At 67.9% G+C, this 16,520-nt stretch carries 13 protein-coding genes; 8 read left to right on the top strand and 5 right to left on the bottom strand.

What is annotated here, in order from left to right; translation table 11 throughout:
• Positions 1 to 19: 19 nt before the first annotated feature.
• Positions 20 to 973: a LysR family transcriptional regulator gene (locus tag MRS60_RS19480; RefSeq protein ID WP_131946782.1), complete on the top strand. Its 954-nt coding sequence runs from the start codon at positions 20 to 22 to the stop codon at positions 971 to 973.
• A gap of 154 nt (positions 974 to 1,127) precedes the next feature.
• Positions 1,128 to 1,619, top strand: coding sequence for a 2,4'-dihydroxyacetophenone dioxygenase family protein (locus tag MRS60_RS19475; RefSeq protein WP_243566450.1), 492 nt, complete (start codon positions 1,128 to 1,130; stop codon positions 1,617 to 1,619).
• A 101-nt stretch (positions 1,620 to 1,720) separates the two neighbouring features.
• On the opposite strand, the gene MRS60_RS19470 is transcribed toward MRS60_RS19475, so the two are convergent.
• Positions 1,721 to 2,869 carry an epoxide hydrolase family protein gene (locus MRS60_RS19470; RefSeq protein WP_243566449.1) on the bottom strand — a complete coding sequence of 383 codons (1,149 nt, stop codon included), beginning with the start codon at positions 2,867 to 2,869 and terminating at the stop codon, positions 1,721 to 1,723.
• 77 nt (positions 2,870 to 2,946) lie between these two features.
• Complete coding sequence (locus MRS60_RS19465; protein WP_105389961.1) at positions 2,947 to 3,906, bottom strand: GlxA family transcriptional regulator; 960 nt, start codon at positions 3,904 to 3,906, stop codon at positions 2,947 to 2,949.
• Positions 3,907 to 4,041: 135 nt separating this feature from the next.
• On the opposite strand from MRS60_RS19465, the gene MRS60_RS19460 reads away from it, so the two are divergent.
• Positions 4,042 to 4,842, top strand: coding sequence for an SDR family NAD(P)-dependent oxidoreductase (locus tag MRS60_RS19460; RefSeq protein WP_034179612.1), 801 nt, complete (start codon positions 4,042 to 4,044; stop codon positions 4,840 to 4,842).
• A 321-nt stretch (positions 4,843 to 5,163) separates the two neighbouring features.
• Positions 5,164 to 6,930 (top strand): sensor domain-containing diguanylate cyclase, encoded by a 1,767-nt coding sequence (locus MRS60_RS19455; protein ID WP_243566448.1) that lies wholly within the window; start codon positions 5,164 to 5,166, stop codon positions 6,928 to 6,930.
• 73 nt (positions 6,931 to 7,003) lie between these two features.
• Here MRS60_RS19455 and MRS60_RS19450 read toward each other — a convergent pair whose 3' ends face one another.
• Together MRS60_RS19450 and MRS60_RS19445 are read right to left on the bottom strand one after the other, a co-directional pair.
• Positions 7,004 to 8,371: an MFS transporter gene (locus MRS60_RS19450; RefSeq protein ID WP_243566447.1), complete on the bottom strand. Its 1,368-nt coding sequence runs from the start codon at positions 8,369 to 8,371 to the stop codon at positions 7,004 to 7,006.
• A 182-nt stretch (positions 8,372 to 8,553) separates the two neighbouring features.
• Positions 8,554 to 9,513 carry an MBL fold metallo-hydrolase gene (locus MRS60_RS19445; RefSeq protein WP_034180082.1) on the bottom strand — a complete coding sequence of 320 codons (960 nt, stop codon included), beginning with the start codon at positions 9,511 to 9,513 and terminating at the stop codon, positions 8,554 to 8,556.
• 177 nt (positions 9,514 to 9,690) lie between these two features.
• On the opposite strand from MRS60_RS19445, the gene MRS60_RS19440 reads away from it, so the two are divergent.
• On the top strand, positions 9,691 to 11,340 hold the full coding sequence (locus MRS60_RS19440; protein WP_243566446.1) for an IclR family transcriptional regulator: 1,650 nt from the start codon (positions 9,691 to 9,693) through the stop codon (positions 11,338 to 11,340).
• 808 nt (positions 11,341 to 12,148) lie between these two features.
• Here the strand turns inward: MRS60_RS19440 and MRS60_RS19435 are convergent.
• Positions 12,149 to 12,631, bottom strand: coding sequence for an Lrp/AsnC family transcriptional regulator (locus MRS60_RS19435; protein WP_034179616.1), 483 nt, complete (start codon positions 12,629 to 12,631; stop codon positions 12,149 to 12,151).
• A gap of 287 nt (positions 12,632 to 12,918) precedes the next feature.
• Here MRS60_RS19435 and MRS60_RS19430 point away from each other — a divergent pair, with 287 nt between their 5' ends.
• The 3 genes from MRS60_RS19430 to MRS60_RS19420 all read left to right on the top strand — a co-directional run bounded on the left by MRS60_RS19430 (position 12,919) and on the right by MRS60_RS19420 (position 16,520).
• Complete coding sequence (locus MRS60_RS19430; RefSeq protein WP_243566445.1) at positions 12,919 to 13,569, top strand: LysE family translocator; 651 nt, start codon at positions 12,919 to 12,921, stop codon at positions 13,567 to 13,569.
• 375 nt (positions 13,570 to 13,944) lie between these two features.
• Positions 13,945 to 14,373 carry a YqaA family protein gene (locus tag MRS60_RS19425; RefSeq protein ID WP_034179618.1) on the top strand — a complete coding sequence of 143 codons (429 nt, stop codon included), beginning with the start codon at positions 13,945 to 13,947 and terminating at the stop codon, positions 14,371 to 14,373.
• A gap of 164 nt (positions 14,374 to 14,537) precedes the next feature.
• Positions 14,538 to 16,520, top strand: coding sequence for a methyl-accepting chemotaxis protein (locus MRS60_RS19420; RefSeq protein ID WP_243566444.1), 1,983 nt, complete (start codon positions 14,538 to 14,540; stop codon positions 16,518 to 16,520).

The raw sequence follows: 16,520 nt of genomic DNA, 5'->3' as shown, positions 1-16,520 counted from the left end.
AATGTTCACTTGCGCAACTATGCAAGCAAAGAAACCGAAGAGCCGCGCGCTGCTCGGGCAGCTCAGCGACATGGATCTCCGCCTGCTGCGGGTCTTCAAGGGCGTCGTGCAGTGCGGCGGGATGGCGGCGGCCGAACTGGAACTGAATATCGGCATCTCGACGATCAGCCGGCACGTGAAGGATCTCGAAACGCGCGTCGGCCTCGTGCTGTGCCGGCGCGGCCGTGCGGGCTTCACGCTGACGCCCGAGGGCCAGACCGTGTACGAGGAGACGCTGCGGCTGCTCGCGTCGATGGAGGCCTTTCGCAGCAGGATAGACGGTATTCACGACAGGATGGGCGGAGAACTGCACGTCGCGGTGTTCGACAAGACGGCCACCAACCCGAACGCGCGGCTCGGCGACGCGATCCGCCAGTTCGCGGACGAGGCGCCCGACGTCGCGCTGAACCTGCATGTGGCATCGATCAACGAGGTCGAGCGCGGGATCATCGACGACAGCTACCAGGTCGGGATCATTCCCGCGCACCGCAACTCGGGCAGCCTCGTGTATTCGGAGTTGTTCGACGAACGGATGCTGCTGTACTGCGGCCGCCAGCATCCGCTCTACGATGCGCCGCACGGCAAGCTCACGTGGACGACGATCCGCAACCATGCGTTCGCCGGGCTCGGCTTCCATTCGCCGAACATGGAACTGAGCCATCGCGCGAAGCTCACGCGCAGCGCGACCGCGTCGGACCAGGAATCGATCGCGACGCTGATCCTGTCCGGCCGTTATCTCGGTTTCCTGCCGGACCATTACGCGGAAAGCTTCGAAAACAAGGGGCTGATGCAGCCGATCGCGCCGCACCGGTTCAACTACCGGTGCCGGTTCGTGAGCCTGCTGCGGCGCTCGCCGCGGCCGTCGCGGGCCGCGCTGCTGTTCCAGTCGTGTCTGGAAGCCGCGCACGACGTGAAGGCGCGGCCGGCGGCGTAGCCGGCGCGACGGTCCGCCCCGCGCCGGGCCGCGCGGGAACGGCGTCGCGGGCATCGCGTTCAGCGCCGTGCGCCGCACGTGAACCGCCACCGTTCAGCCGCGCGATCCGGCTCTGCGATAATGCGGGCTCCCCATTTCCGCTCCGCCTCCCGCCATGACGCAGCCGCCCGCCCCGCTCTCCACCGACCTGCCGCCGATCTCGTGCCTGCCCGGCGACGCGCTGCCGTGGCTGCCGATGAGCGCCGACCTGCCGGGGCTGGCGATCAAGTATCTGCACATCAATGCGGCCGAGGACACGCTGACCGCGCTGCTGAAGATGCCGGCCGGCGGCACGCTGCCGCGCCATCGCCACGACGGCGAGGTGTTCGTCCATACGCTGCAGGGTGCGTGGCGCTACCTCGAGTACGACTGGATCGCGCAAGCCGGCTCGACGGTGCTCGAACCGGCCGGCTCGGTGCATACGCCGCAAACGCTCGGCGCGCCGGGCGAGGATGTGATCACGCTCAACGTGATGCGCGGCGATCTCGTGCTGCTCGACGACGACGGCCGCGAGACCGCGCGCGAGAATTGCCGCGTCGCGCTGCTGCGCCAGCGCAAGCACGCGCGGACGGCGCCGGACGACGCGGTGGCGTTCGTCACACGGTAAGACAGGCGGCATCGTCGCGTCACGATCCGCATGGTGCCGGCTCTCGCTATGCGCGGATGGCCGCCTGCGCACTTCGCCAGCTTCCCCGGCCTACCCGCGCATTACCGAAAACGCCGGAAAAATCGCCGAATATCGTTGGCCAGCAGATCCGGCTCTTCCATCGCAGCAAAATGGCCGCCGCTCGGCATGTCGGTCCACTGCACGACGTCGAACACCCGTTCGAGCCAGCTGCGCGGCGGGTGGCTGATTTCCTTCGGAAAACGCGCAAACGCGACGGGCACCGCCACGCGTTGCCCGGCCGCGAAGCGCATTGGCTGCAACCGGTTTTCCCAATACATCTGCATTGACGAGCCGATGCAGCCGGTGAACCAGTAGAGCGAGATTCCGGTCAGCAGCGTGTCGTTCGAAAACCGCCGTGCGACGTCGCCGTCGCAATCGCTCCACGAGCGGAATTTCTCGGCGATCCACGCGGCCAGCCCGGCCGGCGAATCGTTGAGCGCGACGGCCAGCGTCTGCGGCTTCGTCATATGCATATGCGCGTATCCGCCTTCCAGCGCGGCCCATTCGCCGCGCTGCGTCACGAAGGCCTGTTCGTCCTCGGTCAGCGGCGAAGCCGCGTCGGTCGGAGGCTCGTAGCTGCCGGGCAGGTAGTTCAGATGGATGCCGTCCACCACGTCGGCATGTTGCGCGCCGAGCGCAATCGACACGCCTGCGCCGAGATCACCGCCTTGCGCGCCGAAGCGGCGATATCCGAGACCGGACATCAACGCCGCCCAGCGGTCGGCGACCTGAAATGCCGACATGCCGGGTGCCGCGGGCGCCGGCGAGAACAGGAAGCCCGGCAGTGACGGTACGACGACGTCGAACGCATCGTCCGGATCGCCGCCGAACGCCGCCGGGTCGCAGAGGCGGTCGATCAGCGCGTCGAATTCGAATACGGAGCCCGGCCAGCCGTGCGTGACGACGAGCGGATAAGGCCTCGGCCCGACGCCGCGTCGATGGATGAAATGCACGCGCTGCCCGCCTGCGTCTGCGACGAACTGCGGCAGCCGGTTCAGCGCACGCTCCACCGCACGCCAGTCGAAGCGTTCGGCCCAGTACGCGGTCAGTTCGCGCAGCCACGCGCCGTCGACACCCTGCTGCCACAGCCCGGCGGGTGTCAGCATCGGTGCGCGCATGTCGCGCAGGCGCCGGCGCAGGTCATCAAGCGCGTGATCGGGAATCGCAATGCTGAACGGGGCGGCGTACATCGTGTCTCCTCGCGAAGAATATCGACGGGATTCTGCGCTATTTTTCCGGCCCGCGACGAACGGCTCGCGCCCACGCGTCAGCCTGTTTCCCGCTCGTCCGCCCGCGCGTCGCGCCGCATCGCCTGCGGCGGCACACCGAACCCGCGCACGAACGCCTCGCGCATGTGCCGGCGGTCGCGAAACCCATTCTCCTTCGCGATCACATCGAGCGGATGCCGGCTCTGTTCGATCATCAGCCTTGCGGCTTCGAGCCGCAGCCGCTCGATCGCCTTCGCGGGCGACTGCCCCGTTTCGAGCGTAAACACGCGGCTGAACTGCCGCGGGCTCAGGTGGACGGCATCGGCCAGATCCTCGACGGTCAGCGCGCGGCCGAGGTTCTGCCGCGCGTAGTTCAGCGCGTTCTGGATCCGGTCTGATTTCGGCGCGAGATCGAGCATTTCGGAATGCTGCGACTGGCCGCCGGCCCGGCGCTGGTGCATCACGAGCTTGTGCGCGACCGAGCGCGCGGCATCGGCGCCGAGATCCTTTTCCACCATCGCGAGCGCGAGGTCGAGGCCGGCCGTCATCCCGGCCGACGTCCAGATCGGACCGTCGACGATGTAGATCCGGTCTTCCTCGACGCGAATCTCCGGGTAATGCCGCTGCATGTCGCGGCCGAACGCCCAGTGCGTCGTCGCGCGGCGCTGCGCAAGCAGCCCGGCCTCGGCCAGCACGAACGCGCCCGTGCAAATGCCGGCGATCCGCCGTGCGCGCGCGTTCGTGCGGCGCAGGAACGCGACCACGCCGGCCGGCGCCGGCGAAGCGAGCGGATCGTTGACGCCCGCGACGATCCACGTATCGACGTCGAGCCGCCCGCGCAGCGCGCGCGTGGCGACCGACAGCCCGAGCGACGAGCGCACATCGCCGCCGTCGACCGAATAGTTGTCCATCACGTAGAACGGCTCGCCCGCGCCCATGTTCGCGTACTCGAACACCGACTGCGCGGCAAGCGCCATGATCTGGAAACCGTCGCTGATCAGAAAGCCGATTCGGTGCATGCGTGCTCTCCAGTCCGGGCGTGCGTTTGGCCCGATGTCCTGAATCATACCCATCTACGTCATTTGTGTCGCAGCGATTCGAAGCCAGAATGCATTCACGCCATTCGGCCACTTCATCGAAAACGGAGCGACATCATGACTCAAGCACATCGCGGTACCGCCCTCATTACCGGCGCGTCGTCGGGCATCGGCGCGATCTACGCGGACCGGCTCGCGCGCCGCGGCTACGACCTGATCCTGGTTGCGCGCAACCGCGACCGGCTGGCCGCCCTCGCCGAGCGCATCACGAACGACACGCGGCGCAGCGTCGAGATCGTCGACGCGGACCTCAACGACCGCGCGGCGCTCGCCGCCGTCGAAACGAAGCTGAAGCAGGACGCGAGCATCACGCTGCTCGTGAACAACGCGGGTGTCGGCACGCACGCCCCGCTGCTCGACAGCGACGTAGACGCGATGACGCGGATGATCGACCTGAACGTGACCGCGCTCACGCGCCTCACCTATGCGGCCGTGCCCGGCTTCGTCGCCCGCGGCCGCGGTGCGGTAATCAACATTTCGTCGATCGTCGCGATCTCGCCGGAAACGCTGAACGGCGTGTACGGCGGCAGCAAGGCGTTCGTGCTCGCGTTCAGCCAGTCGCTGCACCATGAGCTCGCCGGCAAGGGTGTCCAGGTGCAGGCCGTGCTGCCCGGCGCGACGGCCACCGATTTCTGGCAGACGGGCGGCCTGCCGATCGAGCACCTGCCGAAGGAAATCGTGATGTCGGCGTCCGACATGGTCGACGCGGCGCTGGTCGGCTTCGATCGCGGCGAACTCGTGACGATTCCGTCGCTGCACGCGGCCGAAGAATGGGATGCGTACGAGGCCGCGCGCCAGACGATGGCACCGCACCTGTCGACCGATACGCCGGCGCCGCGCTATGCGGCGGCGCGCTGATTCCTGTTTCCGCTTCTCCCCGATCCGATGATGTTCGGCGACGCATTTCCGCACGCGGGTTGATGCGATCGTTCGTCTGACGAAAAGCCCGGCGCCGGCGCGCCGCGATGCCGCCGGGGATTCTTTCCCCGGCGGCGCAAATAGGCGTCGTCGAGCGCCGATTCCCGCGCGCTTGCCATGTACTTTTCGCAACAGTAAGCTCTACCGCTGCAGTCTCCGAAGCAGCGCCATATCGGGCGCAATCCGTCCGATCATCCGGGCAATCGACCGTTGCGGAATTCGACCATGCGGCTTCGTATGTGCACCACCGAGACCGGCAGCATGCCCGTCTCCCCGCCTGTTTCCCCGCGCATCTCGGCCGACCGTTCGCCGGATCTTCCGGCACTCCCCGAACTCGAAACCGTATGCCGCGTGGCACGCGCGCATTTCGGCACGGCCGGCGCGTTCGTCGCGCGCGCCCAAGCCGGCGCGCAATGCTTGCTGGCGTCCGATGGGACGCTCCCCGCAACGCTTCCGCCGGATACCTTCCCGCCAGGCGTCGAGCGAGATTCGCCTGCCGGCAGACGGCTCGTCGTGCCCGACGTGGGCAACGGCCCGTTTCACACGCCGCAGGTCGTCGCAGCCTGCGAACTGGCCGCGCCCGACGGCACCACGCTCGGCGCGCTGTGCCTCGCCAGCTACACCGGCCTGGCACTCGACGCCACCCGGCGCGCATTCCTGCACGACCTCGCGTCGCTCGCGGAACGCGCGTTCGCTCGCGCCATCGCGGAAGCCGCGTTGCGCGAACGGCTCGGCATCGTCGAGGAGCACAGCACGCTGACGACGCTCGCGCTGACCGAAAGCGGCACCGGCGTGTGGGATCGCAACGTGGAAACCGGCGAGATCCATTACTCGCCGACCTGGAAGGCGATGCTCGGCTACGCGCCGCACGAGCTGAGCTGCCGGATCGAGGATGCGTACGAGCGGCTGCATCCGGACGATGCCGACGACGTGAAGGCGGCCATGCTCGCGCACTTCGAGCGCCGGACCGACAGCTACGAGGTCGAGCACCGCATCCGCTGCAAGGACGGCACGTACAAGTGGATCCGCAGCCGCGGCAAGGTGATCAGCCGCGACGGCAACGGCCGCGCGCTGCGCATGGTCGGCACGACCACCGACATCACGGCGCTGCGCGAACTCGCCGCGCGGCTGCGCGACTCGGCCGCGCTCGTCACGGATCTCACCGACCAGGTTCCCGGGCTCGTGTTCCAGCTACGGCAGGCGGCCGACGGGCGCCGCACCTTTACCTATGCGAGTGCGGGTATCAGCGACATCTACGAACTGACACCGGAGCAGATCGCCCGCAACGCGGAGGCGGTCGAGACGCGGATCCATCCGGCCGACCTGATCGCGTATCGGCAATCGCTGCATGAGTCTTCCGCGCGACTGACGCCGTGGCGCCTCGAATATCGCGTGCTGCTGCCCGGCCAGGGCCTGCGTTGGCGCGAAGGCGATGCGCGCCCGCAACGCATGGCCGACGGCGGCACCGTGTGGCACGGCGTCATCACCGATGCGACCGAGCGCAAGCGCATCGAGGCCGAACTGCAGCGGATGGCGACGACCGATCACCTGACGCAACTGTCGAACCGCCACGCGTTCATGCGGCAAAGCGAAGCCGCGCTGCGCGGCGTGCGCGCGACCGGCCGGGCCGCCGCGGTGCTGATGCTCGATCTCGACCACTTCAAGGCGCTGAACGACCGCTGGGGCCATCCGTTCGGCGACCGCGCGCTCCGCCATTTCGCGCGGCTGCTGCTCGCGGAAACCGGGACGGACGGCATCGTCGGCCGGATCGGCGGCGAGGAATTCGCGATCGTGCTGCCGGGATCGGACCTCGATACGGCGATCGCGTTTGCGCGGCGCCTGCAGCAACGCGCGATGCTGGCGCGGCTCATGCATGAGGATCAGCAGGTCGAGTTGACCGTCAGCATCGGCATCGACGCGATGCGCGAGTCGGATGTCGGCGCGTACCAGTCGCTGTCGCGCGCCGACAAGGCGCTCTATCTCGCGAAGGATCGCGGCCGCAACCGGATCGAGGTGTATCGGGCGTAATCGAAGCGGTACGGGCCACCCGCGTCGAACCGGACGGCAACGACACCAGCCGCGCGATTGCCCGACCTCACGATCAATGTTGTGCTTCCGCTCGTACGAGCGCGGCTTCGCCCTTCACGCCGAGCATCAGCGCGACACCGCTGGCGACCAGCAGCGCGGCCAGCAGGTACACGGCGAGATCCATGCTGCCCGTGCGCGTGCGAATGATCCCGATCACCCACGGGCTGACGATGCCGCTCGTGATCCCGATGCTGCTGATCAGCGCGATCCCGGCCGCGGCCGCGTTGCCCGACAGGTAGCGGGTCGGCACGGCCCAGAAGATCGGCAGCGCGGCGAAGATCAGCGTCGCCGCGATCGACAGGCACGCGAGCATCGCCGCGAAGCTGTGCAGATGCAGCGTCAGCGCCGCGAGCGCGAGCCCGCCGCCGATGGTGCAGCACGCGAAGTGCTTGCGGCGCTCGCCGGTGCGGTCCGAGCGGCGCGCGATCAGGATCAGCCCGACCGCACCGACCGCATTCGGCACGACCGTGAAGAGGCTCACGGCAACGACGTCGGTCACGCCGAAGTCGCGAATCATCAGCGGCATCCAGAAGTTGAGCGTCAGCGACGCGCAGGTCAGCGAGAAATAGATGAACGCGAACAGGTACACGCGCGGGTTCGCGAGCGCAGCCACGAGGCTGCGCCCGTCGTGCGCGCCGCCGTGCCCGCGGCCGTCCGCGCACAGCGCGGCGACGCGCGCCTTTTCATCGGCCGTGAGCCAGGCGGCGTCCTGCGGCCGGTCGACGAGGAACGAGAACGCGGCGAACGCGAGCAGGATCGCCGGTGCACCCTCGATCGCGAACATCCATTGCCAGCCGTGCAGCCCGAGCACGCCGCTCATGTCGCGCATGATCCAGCCCGACATCAGGCCGCCGAGCACGCCGGCCACCGCGACGCCCGCGAAGAACACCGAGATCGCCGCCGCGCGCCGGTTCGCGGGGAACCAATAAGTCAGGTACAGCACGATGCCGGGGAAGAAACCGGCTTCGAACACGCCGAGCAGGAAGCGCAGCACGTAGAAATGCGACGGCTGCGACACGAACATCATCCCCGTCGACGCGATGCCCCACAGCAGCATGATCCGCGTGAACGTGCGGCGCGCGCCGAAACGCGCGAGCAGCAGGTTGCTCGGCACTTCGCAGAACACGTAGCCGACGTAGAACACTGCGGCGCCGAGGCCGTACATCGCATCGCTGAAGCCGAGATCGTGCTTCATCTGCAACTGCGCGAAGCCGATGTTGATGCGGTCGAGGAACGACACGACGTAGCAGAGGAACAGGAACGGGACGATCCGCCACGCGATCTTGCGGAACAGCAGCGCGTCGCCGGATTCGGACGTCGATGAGGATACCGAAGCGCTCGCGGACGCGAGCGTCGCTTCGGCGGGAAGCGATTGGGGCATGTCTCTCTCCAAACGGGCCGCGCGATTCGAGCGCGCAGCAGTCTCCGAGGGCGTGCATGCGCCCTGCTTTCTTGTGAGACCGGATATGGCTGCCGGAACCACGGCGCAACGCCGCAGCGGAACCCGCAGCCCTCAGGGAAACGGCGACGCGTTCAGACGAACGCCCCGCCGCCGTGTGCCGCTCAGTCTTGCAGCGCGGCCCACATTTCCTTGTCGCGCTGCGCAGTCCAGATGCGCGGATGCTTGATGCCGCTCGCCTCGTCGAACGCGCGCGACACGTCGAACGGCAAACAGTGCTCGTAGATGAACACGTGGCCGAACTTCGGATCCATCGCTTCGCGCGTGAGCGCCATCGACGCCTTCAGGTCGAGATTGCGTTCCACGGCCTTGCGGCCCTGCGCGAGCAGCGTCGTGACGAAATCCTTCGTGTAGTCGAGGCCCTTGTTCACGTCGGCCGGATTCAGCAGCGCGGGGCCGCGGCCCGGCACGAGCTTCTCGGCGCCGAGCGCGCGCAGCGCCTCGAGCGTGGCCGGCCACTGTTCGAGCTGCGCGTCGCCGCAGTAGCACGCGGCGTCGTATTCGACGAGGTCGCCCGAGAACAGCACCTTCTGCGACGGCAGCCAGACGATCGTGTCGCCCTTCGTGTGGCCCGAGCCGACATGCATGATCTTCACTTCGAGCTTGCCGAGGAACAGCGTGATCTCGCGCTCGAACACGAGCGTCGGCCAGGTCAGGCCGGGCACCGTCTCGACGCCGGCGAACAGGCGCGGGAAACGCTCGATCTCCGACTTCATGTCGGCCTCGCCGCGCTCGACGATCATCTCGTACGTGCCGCGGCTCGCGATCACGTGCTGCGCGCCTTCGTCGAAATACGCGGACGCACCGAGCACGCGCACCGCGTGGTAATGCGACAGCACCACGTGCTTGATCGGCTTGTCGGTCACGCTGCGGATCTTCGCGATCAGGTCCTGCGCCATCGCGGGCGTCGCGGTCGTGTCGACGATCAGCACGCTGTCGTCGCCGATGATCACGCCCGAGTTCGGGTCGCCCTCGGCGGTGTACGCGTACGCGTTCTCGGACAGCTTCGTCCAGGTGACTTTCTTCTCTTCCAGATCGGCTTGGGAGGCGAATGCTTTGGCCATGTTGCGTTCCGTGGCGGCGAGCCATGTGTTGAGGGGTGTGAGCGGATCATCTTCTCGCATCGATTATTTGTCAATGACAAAGTCGCTTGCTATTGTCTAATACGGGTAAACCTGCGGGCTGGCGCGATAAATGGCGTCGGATACCATGCGGGGTTTCGTCAACGGAAGATTCATCGCGTGCAGAACCACGAAGTCAGCGCGGACGATGCGCCGCCCAAGGCGCAGCGCGGGATCCAGAGTGTCGAGGTCGGCGGCCGGCTGCTCGACGCGCTCGCGCGCCGGCGCAAGCCGCTCGGCCTGTCGGAGCTGGCCGCGGCAGCCGACCTGTCGACCGCGCAGGCGCACACCTATCTCGTCAGCCTGACGCGGCTCGCGCTCGTGAAGCGCGACGCGATCACCGGAAATTACGAGCCGGGCCCGTTGTCGCTGCGGCTGGGGCTGATGTCGATCGAGCGCCAGCCGGCCTACCGCGCGGCGCTGCCCCACGCGGCGCGGCTCGCGGAAGCGGTGGGCTTGAGCGTCGCGCTGTCGGTGCCGGGCGTGCTCGGCCCGACGATCGTGCGCATCGAGCACGGCGGCTATCCGCTGCACGTGAACCTGCACGTCGGTTCGGTGATGTCGCTCGACACGACGGCGACGGGCCGCGTGTTCCGCGCGTTCGGCGATCCCGCGCAACTCGACGCGATGGCGGCCAGCCAGGCCGGCGCGGGCGACACGCTCGCGGGTGCCGAAGGCACGCAACCCGCGCAGGATGCCGGAGCGCAACTGGCCGCGCTCGACACGATCCGCGCGCGCGGTATCGAACGCAGCGTCGACCGGCCGAGCCCCGGCGTCAGCGCGATGTGCGTGCCGGTATTCGACGCGCACGGGCGCCTGCAGCTCGCGTTGACGGTGATCGGTTCGAGCGGGTCGATCGATGTCGGCTGGGATGGCCCGATCGCGACCGCGTTGCGCGATGCGGCGCGGCAGGCTACCGCGTCGCTCGGCGCGGCAGTTTCGGAACCGCCGCCCGCCCCCTCGGCGGGCGCACCGCGCGTGCCGCCCGCGCTGGCCGACGACGCGAAAGCGCAGCGCGGAATCAACGCGCTCGACAGTACCGGCGAGCTACTGCTCGCGCTGGTATCGGCGGGCCGTGCGCTGCCGCTGCGCGATCTCGCGGCGGCCGCCGGCATGCCGGCGGCAAAGGCGTTTCCGCATCTCGTCAGCCTGCAGAAGATCGGCCTGCTGAGCCGCGACGACGCCGGCTGCTTCGACGGCGGCCCGCTCGGGCAAGCGCTAGGCCTGATCGCGATGCAGCGCGTGTCGCCGACGCGCGATGCGGAAGCCGAGATCGTCGCGCTGGCCGCCGCGACCGACATGAGCGTGGCCGCCGCGACGCTCGGGCCGCTCGGCCCGACCGTGATCCGCCTCGAGGAATCGGCGCGGCCGCAACACGTGAGCCTGCAGGTCGGCACCGTGATGTCGCTCGTCAATACGGCGATCGGGCGGATCTTCGCGGCCGGCATGTCCGACGACGTGCTGGCCGACCTGCTCGCCGACGAGCCCGTACGCCTCGCCGGCAGCGGCCCCGCGCAGGCCGACGACGCATTCCGCGCGCGGCTCGCGGCGATCCGCGCGGACGCGCTCGATTTCGCGTTCGACGCGCCGGTGCCGGGCATCGCGACGGTCGCCGCACCCGTGTTCGACCACACCGGCAGCATCCGGCTCGTGATCGCGATCATCGGCTCGTCGCGCGGCTTCCCGCGCGGGCCGGACAGCGACCTCGCGCAGACGCTGCTCGCCGCGACGCGGCGGCTGTCGTGGCGGTTCGGGTGGATCGGCCGGTAATCGGCGCGTCGCCGCTGCCTTCCTCCCCGTCGCTCGATTCCCCTCTCTTTCTCCTTGCAAGGCCGTGCTTGCCGCGGCCTCGTCGCGCCTATCCGCGACCGGACGGACCGCTCCAATTCATGTTGCGAAGCAGCAACACAAATTGTCAGTAATTCTCATATAACGAAATCGCATTTCACAAGACGGTGACGTTTCGCTATGATTAGGGTTATCCCTAACTCGCCACCTATATGGGGCTTCGTCATGCAAACGTCTAATGTCTCCGATCGTTCCACCCAATCCACTGGCTGGCTCGCACGTGTTGGCGAGCTGCTTGCAGAAGCCTGGCAGCTCCACCTCGAGAACTGCGAAGTCATCGCCGAAGCACACGCGCGCCTTCCGCGCTAAGCGGAACGACCGGCCGCGAGCCGGCGGCACGACAACCTGCCTGATCCGCTTGCCGGGACGCGCGCCGCAAGGCCGCTGCGTCCGGCATCGGAATACCGCGCAGGTCGTGTGGAAACAGGCCGGGCTTGTTCCGGCCGAATGCGCTCCCCGCGTCGGAAGCTCGTCGAGATCGCTTTGAGGTCCGGTGCCGATCGGTATCGGCGCGGTTTTGTCTGCCGGTTGCCCGGACGGGCTACCGTTATCCGGTCGGCGCGCGATTGCGCCTGATCGTTGCGGACGGAAGATTCATCCGTTTTGTCTGCCCGCGCGCGGCTCCACGCCGAACGCCTTCCCTGGCGGCCGATCGCCGGATTTCTCCGCGCCATCGCGCAGTTGCATGCGCCGTCGTTTCAACGACGGCCGCGCCTCCTTCTCCGCCCCCTCACACCTGGATCGAAGGCACATCCTTCATGCAGCGCAACGCGAACATCGAGCGGCTGTGACGGATGCTCGAGATCTTGTACAGCTTTTCGCGCAGGAACCGCTCGTAGCCGGCCGTGCCGTCCACGGCGACCTTGATCCAGTAGTCGTATTCACCCGACACCAGATACGCCTCGAGCACTTCCGGCAGCGCCGCCAGTTCCGAGCCGAAACGCGCGAGCGCGTCGTCTTCGTGGCGATCGAGCGTGACTTCGAGGATCACGATGTCCGCATAGCCGAGCATGCGCTGGTTGACCAGCGCGACGTAACCGTCGATGTAGCCGTCGACTTCGAGTTGCCGCGTGCGGTTCCAGCACGCGGTCGTCGACATGCCGATCTGTTCGGCCAGTTCGGCGTTCGACAGCCGTGCATTTTTCTGCAATGCACCAAGGATCTTGCGGTCCTGATTGTCGAGCGTTTTAGGCGTGCGTTCGCGGGTAGCCATGACGAGAAGAATCTTCTACTTAAAATCGTCATTCTATCTGAACAGGATTCCGGTTTCAGGCCCGTTTTACTGGAAAACAGGAAGCCTTTTAACCGGCCCGCTTGATACATTTTCTCCATGCCTGTTGCCCGGCACGCTCCCCGCGACAACCCCTTCGCACCGGGACGCACGGCCGCAATCACGAGTTGCGGTGCCGGACAAGCAGGCATGCGATTCCCCGCCGCCCGCACGCCTATCCGACCGCGTGCGGAGCCGGTGCCTGCATCCCCGTTCTCGCACTTCCCGTCATGTCGTTCAGGCTTTATCTGTCGTTCCTCGCTGCTTCCGTCGTTCTCATCTACGCGCCCGGCCCCGTCAACCTGCTCACGATGAACCAGGCGCTGCGCGCCGGCTGGCGCCGCGCGCTGCCGTGCGTGTGGGGCGGCACGCTCGCCGTGCTGCTGCAACTCGCGCTGACCGCGCTGTGCCTGAATTCGCTGGTTCATATCGACGAGCACGCGCTCACCGTGCTGCGCTGGGCCGGCGCCGCGTATCTCGTGTGGCTCGGTGCCAAGCAATGGCTCGGCCGCTCGCCGGTCAACGCGCCCGCCGCATCGGCGGAAGCCGGAGCCGCGATCGTCCCGCAGGACGCCGACACCGGACGCGCGCTGTTCTGGCGCGGCGTCGCGACGTCGGGCCTGAATCCGAAGACGCTGCTGTTCTTTCCGTCGTTCTTTCCGCAGTTCATCAGCCCGAATGCCGACTGGAGCCTGAACCTTCAATACCTGCTGCTCTCCGCGACGTTCGCGCTGCTGTTCGCGGGCGGCGTCGCGTCGATGGCGCTGTTCTCGCACCGGCTGAGCCGCGCGTTGCAACGGCCGGCGCGGATGCGCGCGATGAACCGCGTGACGGGCGGGCTGCTCGTCGGGATGGGCGCGATCATGGTCGGCTGGAACTGAGCAAGCAGCGCAACCTCGAACGGCCGCGGCTGCTGAAACCCGATACGGTTTTTCCGCCGCCGCAGCTCGCGGGCGCGCTCAACGACGAACCCGTCGGCAAGTTGGTGATCTCGCATCTATTGTTCGGGACCGCCGATGCCGCGTGCCCCAGTGAACCGCTGACGCAGTGACGCAGTGAGCCATTGAGCCGCTAAACCGCTGAATCGTTGAGCCGCTGAACTGCCAAACCGCCAAACCACCAAACCACCAAACCACCAAACCACCAAACCACCAAACCACCAAACCACCAAACCACCAAACCACCAAACCACCAAACCACCAAACCGCCGACAGCATGCCCCACGGCGGCCGGCATACGGCCGGTACAATCGCGCGATGTCCGAATTGCTCACTTACGGCGGCCTGTTCGCCGTGTCGATGGTCGCCGCGACCCTGTTGCCGCTCCAGTCCGAAGCCGTGCTCGCCGGCCTGCTGCTCGCCGGGCGCGAACCCGTGTGGGCGCTGGTGCTCGTCGCGAGCATCGGCAACGTCGCCGGCTCCGTGATCAACTGGGCGCTCGGGCGCGGCATCGAGCATTTCCGCGACCGCCGCTGGTTTCCGGTCAAGCCGTCCGCGCTCGCGCGCGCCGAGCGCTGGTATGCGCGCTACGGCCGCTGGTCGCTGCTACTGAGCTGGGCGCCGGTGATCGGCGATCCGCTGACGATGATCGCCGGCGTGCTGCGCGAGCCGCTGCCGACCTTTGTCGCGATCGTCACGCTCGCGAAGGTCGGCCGTTACCTGGCCGTCGCGTGGCTCGTGACGTAATAACGGTACTGACGGTACTGACGCGACCTTTCCTCCGTCGCTGGCGCCTGCTCGCGCCGCCACCGGCTCCGCACCGCTAAAGAATTCGCCGAAGCTGCCGTATTCCTTACGGTGTGCGGTGACGCGTGCGTTCCGCCCCTCTCCCTCCCCACTCAGGATGCCGTATGAGATTGACCCAATTGGGCCGGGTGAGCGTCGGCGCGCGTCTTGCCGCGCTGGCGTGCGCGCTCGTTGCACTGCTGTTCACCGTTTTCGCGTGGGCGCTCGCCCATTTCGCCAGCCAGCAACTCGCGGACGAGGCGCACGCGCGAATCTCCGACAAGGAGCAGTCGATCCGTGCGATGGTCGAGATGTTCGACAAGGCACTGTCGGCCGAAGCCAGTCGCTCGATGTCGCTGTTCGCGAGTTTCCTGCCGGCCGATTTCTCGCTCGACCCGGCGCGCACCGTCGACATCGGCGGCGTCGCCGCGCCCACGCTGTCCGCGGGCGGCCAGCCGCTCGACCTCGACTACTCGATTCCCGACCAGTTCCTGAAGAAAAGCGGCGCGATCGCGACGATCTTCGCGCGCGACGGCGACGATTTCGTGCGCATCACGACGTCGCTGAAGAAACAGGACGGGGCACGCGCGGTCGGCACGCGCCTCGATCGCGCGAGCCCCGCGTACGCGCCGCTCGTCGCCGGGCGCAGCTACACGGGCCTCGCCAAACTGTTCGGCCGGCAGTACATCACGCAGTACAAGCCGGTCACCGATGCAACCGGCCGCGTGATCGGCGCGCTGTTCGTCGGTCTCGACGTCGGCGCGGAGTTGCAAGTCGTCCAGGACGGCATCCGTGCGTTGAAGGTCGGCGAGAACGGCTACTATTTCGTGCTCGACGCGTCGCCGGGCGCATCGCGCGGCACCTTCGTCGTCCATCCCGATGCAGCCGGCCAACGCGCCGACGACGCGCGCGCGCCGTACACGCAGATGCTCGCGGCCGGCCACGGCCGGCTCGCGTATACGTCGGCCGACCCGGCCGCGCACGACAGCCAGCCAACCGCGAAGTTCGTGTCGTTCACGACGATTCCGCAGTGGCAGTGGCTGGTTGGCGGCATCGCAATCGACGACGAACTGCTCGCCGGCATGCGCACCCTCCGCGACCGCTTCCTGATGATCGCCGGCGTGCTCGTCGCGGCGTTCGCGGCGCTGTTCGTCGTGGTCGTGAAGCGCGTCGTGAGCCGGCCGCTCGATGCGGCGGCACGCGCGTCCGAACGCTACGCTGCGGGCGACCTCAGCGTGCGGATTCGCGACGGCGAGGCGGCACGCGGCGCCACGCGCAACGACGAGATCGGCCGGCTCGTGCAGGCGGTCGACGGGATCGGCGACGGCCTGGCGCGGATCGTCGCGCAGGTGCGCAGCGGCTCGGCCGACATCGCGCGCGGCATGGTCGGCATCGCGGCCGGCAGCGGCGACATCGCCGCGCGGATCGCGACGCAGGCGAGCAGCGTCGAACAGACGGCGGCCAGCATGGAGCAGATCACGGCCGCCGTGCAGCAGAACGCCGAGCACGCGGCGCAAGCGAATGCGCTGGTCGCGAACGCATCGACCGCCGCGACCGACGGCGACGCGGCGGTGCAGCGCGTGGTCGCGACGATGGACGAAATCGGCCGCGCAACGCGCCGGATCGCCGAAATCACGGGCGCGATCGAAGGCATCGCGTTCCAGACCAACATCCTGGCGCTGAACGCTGCCGTCGAAGCCGCGCGCGCGGGCGAGCACGGCAAGGGCTTCGCGGTGGTCGCGGCCGAAGTGCGCGCGCTCGCGCAGCGCAGCGCGGCCGCGGTCAAGGAAATCGACGCGCTGAGCGCCGAATCGTCGACGACCGTCGAACAGGGGTACCGAATCGCGGACGCGGCGCGCGGCACGATGCGCGACATCGTCGCCCGCGTCGATCAGGTCCGCACGCTGATCGGCGAGATCAGCTCTGCATCGCGAGAGCAATCGACCGGCATCGAGCAGGTGAACCAGGCCGTCACGCAGATCGGGGAAGCCACGCAGCAGAACGCGACGCTGATCTCGGACGCCGAGCGCGCGGCCGTCGCACTGCGCGACCAGGCCGCGCAACTGTCCGAAGCCGTCAGCGTGTTCCGGCTCGAACGCGACGCATGA

It is taken from the genome of Burkholderia pyrrocinia, from assembly GCF_022809715.1.
GTDB classification, from domain to species: domain Bacteria; phylum Pseudomonadota; class Gammaproteobacteria; order Burkholderiales; family Burkholderiaceae; genus Burkholderia; species Burkholderia pyrrocinia_C.
Note: the sequence above shows the minus strand (reverse complement) of the source record. Positions and strands in the feature narration are given on the sequence as shown.

Excerpts from the sequence above, each read along its gene's own strand:
- MRS60_RS19475 (WP_243566450.1), top strand. The coding sequence starts at position 1,128 with ATGACGCAGCCGCCCGCCCCGCTCTCCACCGACCTGCCGCCGATCTCG.
- MRS60_RS19470 (WP_243566449.1), bottom strand. The coding sequence starts at position 2,869 with ATGTACGCCGCCCCGTTCAGCATTGCGATTCCCGATCACGCGCTTGAT.
- MRS60_RS19435 (WP_034179616.1), bottom strand. The coding sequence starts at position 12,631 with ATGGCTACCCGCGAACGCACGCCTAAAACGCTCGACAATCAGGACCGC.
- MRS60_RS19445 (WP_034180082.1), bottom strand. The coding sequence starts at position 9,513 with ATGGCCAAAGCATTCGCCTCCCAAGCCGATCTGGAAGAGAAGAAAGTC.
- MRS60_RS19460 (WP_034179612.1), top strand. The coding sequence starts at position 4,042 with ATGACTCAAGCACATCGCGGTACCGCCCTCATTACCGGCGCGTCGTCG.
- MRS60_RS19450 (WP_243566447.1), bottom strand. The coding sequence starts at position 8,371 with ATGCCCCAATCGCTTCCCGCCGAAGCGACGCTCGCGTCCGCGAGCGCT.
- MRS60_RS19430 (WP_243566445.1), top strand. The coding sequence starts at position 12,919 with ATGTCGTTCAGGCTTTATCTGTCGTTCCTCGCTGCTTCCGTCGTTCTC.
- MRS60_RS19455 (WP_243566448.1), top strand. The coding sequence starts at position 5,164 with ATGCCCGTCTCCCCGCCTGTTTCCCCGCGCATCTCGGCCGACCGTTCG.
- MRS60_RS19465 (WP_105389961.1), bottom strand. The coding sequence starts at position 3,906 with ATGCACCGAATCGGCTTTCTGATCAGCGACGGTTTCCAGATCATGGCG.
- MRS60_RS19480 (WP_131946782.1), top strand. The coding sequence starts at position 20 with ATGCAAGCAAAGAAACCGAAGAGCCGCGCGCTGCTCGGGCAGCTCAGC.
- MRS60_RS19425 (WP_034179618.1), top strand. The coding sequence starts at position 13,945 with ATGTCCGAATTGCTCACTTACGGCGGCCTGTTCGCCGTGTCGATGGTC.
- MRS60_RS19420 (WP_243566444.1), top strand. The coding sequence starts at position 14,538 with ATGAGATTGACCCAATTGGGCCGGGTGAGCGTCGGCGCGCGTCTTGCC.